This window comes from Bradyrhizobium sp. UFLA06-06, assembly GCF_054820065.1.
On the sequence record NZ_JADFUD010000140.1, the window covers coordinates 1 to 3,230 of the forward strand.

Annotated in this window: 3 protein-coding genes and 1 pseudogene; all 4 read right to left on the reverse strand. The window is 59.5% G+C overall.

Going from position 1 to position 3,230, the window contains the following annotated elements; genetic code table 11:
• The coding region (locus IF803_RS42280) for a 3-keto-5-aminohexanoate cleavage protein (RefSeq protein ID WP_461196134.1) at positions 1–293 on the reverse strand (293 nt) is incomplete at its 3' end.
• 312 nt (positions 294–605) lie between these two features.
• Positions 606–1,229, reverse strand: a complete 624-nt coding sequence (locus IF803_RS42285) for an RNA-dependent RNA polymerase family protein (RefSeq protein ID WP_461196135.1) — start codon at positions 1,227–1,229, stop codon at positions 606–608.
• 7 nt (positions 1,230–1,236) lie between these two features.
• Complete coding sequence (ltrA, locus tag IF803_RS42290) at positions 1,237–2,487, reverse strand: group II intron reverse transcriptase/maturase (protein WP_209945882.1); 1,251 nt, start codon at positions 2,485–2,487, stop codon at positions 1,237–1,239.
• 518 nt (positions 2,488–3,005) lie between these two features.
• Positions 3,006–3,230: pseudogene (locus IF803_RS42295) on the reverse strand (hypothetical protein); the annotation flags it as partial.

The window sequence follows — 3,230 nt, forward strand, 5'->3', positions numbered from 1 at the left end:
GGAGAGTCTGGCTCACCCAGCACGAGGTCGCCGCCCATCCCAGTGGTCAGGTTGATCACCGGATTTACATCCGATTTGCGAATGCGCTGCACCACTGCCCGATACAACGCCGTATCACGCGAGCCCCGTCGGGTTTCGACATCACGCACATGGATGTGCACCACTGCCGCTCCCGCCCGCGCCGCCTCGATCGCCGAGTCTGCAATCTGCTCCGGGGTCACCGGCACATGCGCGCTACTCGGCGCTGCCCCTCCCCCCGTGACCGCACACGTGATGAACACCTCGGAGATCATCCTGACCTTCTCCTCTCGCTGAACGCTTGACCTATTCTAACCGGGCTGTATCAACGATACTAATACGCCCCTCGGGATCTGCTTTTGATTAATATCGATAGCAGGGGAGCAGAAATTCTGCGGCCAATCTCAAAACGGGAAGCTTTTGTCTCGTCAGCTTTGGCGCTGACGCGAGCAAGCGACGAGAGGTCATCTGATCTTCAGAATGGATCGGTCTGGGTCGTGGTCGAGTAGCTCGGCCATTCGGCTTTGCCCTCACAGATCCGGGCGGGCGGCTTTCCCGCACCCGGCTCTTCCCGAGAGTAACCCGCGTCATATCCGCGCCTGCGCCCATGTGCGAGTGATGCGTGGAGTTGGCAGGCGGAAGCGTGCCGTCAGGGTCTCGAACTCCGGCCAGCCCATGCGCCGACTTTTCTGGCTACGCCGTCTCAGACAACGCAGCCAGGTCCGACGCACTTCCCGATAGAAGCCGTTGAGCGCTGGATAGTTGTGCGGCCTGCCATAGTAGCCATAGTGCCCGCGCAGAACGGCGGCGAACCGCTCGTGCTGCGTGGCCAGTGGCGCATGCATGAACCGCCATGCCTCCTGGCGCAACGCCGTCAGCTTGCGCGTCAGGCGTTTCCCTTCCGTCTTGTGCTTCACGATGAACCGGCCATCCCGGGTCCGCCCGCAGTAGTGGGTAAAGCCGAGGAAGGCGAAGGTCTCTGGCCGCCGCTCGCCACGCCGCTGACGCGAGAGGGCCGCGAACCGGCCAAACTCGATCAGCCGCGTCTTGTCCTCATGGAGCGTCAGGCCGAAGCTGGCCAGCCGCGCCCTGAGGGCCAAGAGCATTTCCTGCGCATCTGCCTTGCTCTCGAAGCCAATGACGAGTCGAGTCGCCCGGGGGAGTTTCACCCCCAGGCGCTCACAGATCCGGACGTGAGCGTCTCCGCTCATCCGGCTCTTACCGTCCAGCCGCCGTCTTGTGCAGCATCGGCCAATGGGCCAACAGCGTGGGGGTGCGGCAAGCAATTTCCCGTACCCAGTGCTCTGCCCGTCTTCGATGTCGCCGCAGACGTTTGTATTTCGACATCGCCCATCGCGCGAGACATCGGTCGAGATGGCGTAGTGTCGGGTAAAGCGCCGACTTGTAGTACCGACCATAGTAGTTCATCCAGCCTCGAATGATCGGGTTGAACATCCTCGCCAGGTCGTCGATCCTCTTATCCACCCGGCAGCGTAGTTGCCAGGCACGGATTTCCTGTCGGATTGCCTTCGTCGCGGCATTGCTGACACCGGGGCTGAAGTTGACGAAGTGCTTTCCCCAACGGTTCTTCGACCGGCGGGCGCGGAACGTGTAGCCCAGAAAGTCGAATTTCTGTTCAGGATAATCACCTCGCCGGTCGTCATCCTTACAATAGACTATCTTCGTCTTGTCCGGATGAAGCTCCAGTCCGCATTCGGCAAAGCGCTTCGCAAGCGCCTCCTTCAGTTCTTGTGCCTGCCGCTCACTGTCGCAATGGCAGAGAATATCATCGGCATAACGCTCGAACGGGATGCTCGGATGATTTCTTCGCATCCACATGTCGAACGCATAGTGGAGAAAGAGATTCGCCATCAGCGGTGATACCACCGAGCCCTGCGGCGTGCCCTTCTCTCGGGGTTCAGGGGTGCCGTCTTCCAGTTGAACGGGAGCTTTAAGCCACCGTTCAATGTACAACAACACCCAAGCGCAGTCCGTGTGCTTCCGAATCGCCTTGAGCAAAAGCTCATGCGATATCGAGTCAAAATAGGCCCGAATGTCGAGATCGAGCACGAAGGGATGCCGCCAGCATCGCTGGCGAGCAACCCCAACGGCATCGAGCGCCGATTTTCCGGGTCGATATCCGAACGAGTCTGGATGAAAGTGTTTCTCCAAATCCGGCTCCAGATATCCTTTGACGACCGCCTGAGCAACGCGATCCGACACCGTAGGAATTCCTAGCGGCCTCTTTCCGCCGTCGCGCTTGTCGATCTGCACACGCTTGACCGGCGGTGGAAAGTAGCTGCCCGAAGACATTCGATTCCAGAGCTTGTACAGATTGCTCTGCAAGTCTGCCTCGAACACCTCGATCGACTGCTCGTCCACACCGGCTGCGCCCCGATTTGCTTTAACCCGTTTGTACGCCTCCCAAACCCAGCGCTTGGGGATGTCATACGGCTTTGCTTGACCCAAAAGAGTCCTCCCGTTTCCGGTTGTTCTTCCAATCAAGCGGGACAGTGCCGTGCCTTCGCTCCGCCACCATTACAGTGCCTTCGTCACTACTACACACGGCTCCGTCCCTGCATCGCGCATTGGTACTCAGACTCTTGTGGGGCTTCCACTTGAACCATTCCCTTGGCATCGCGATACAGGTTCCCACGTTCCGCACAGAAGCCTGAACCGAGGTCACGCCACCTCGCCTGCCGGACGCCGCCTGAGCCGTAAACAGGTATCGCTCAGACTGATCCCAAGATAACGACTACCCCTTGGTTTTGACGTCTTCCCTACGCTTTCGACAGTTCATCGGTGGTTCGCTTGCGCTCGTCTCCTCGATCCTTACCTGACAGAGTCTTGCTCTGCCTTTTCCGGTCTCGCTCACCACCTCGACCATTGGGCCGAAGCAGCAGCCGGTGGTTTGAACCCTGATCCTGCAACCCGAGTTCGAGGGGCCAACCCCCATCTTCTGTGCAGCAAGGCTGCTCAAAGGTGCTCTACATCACACCTCCTTCGCGCCGTCGTGGCGCACAGTCGTCCGCATAGCGCACGATCACGATGCGACCGCGTGCGCGGCGACGACGCCATTGATGGGTCCAGAGATCGAGGATGTAGTGCAGGAAGATATTGGCAAGGAGCGGGCTAATGGCTCCCTGAACGCAAAAGATAACTTCCGCTTTGAACGCGTCATCACCGGCTGGCGCGATGGAGCCGTTGTTGAT

Bases quoted from the DNA above. Each gene is read 5' to 3' on its own strand.
- IF803_RS42285 (WP_461196135.1), bottom strand. From the start codon at position 1,229: ATGAGCGGAGACGCTCACGTCCGGATCTGTGAGCGCCTGGGGGTGAAA.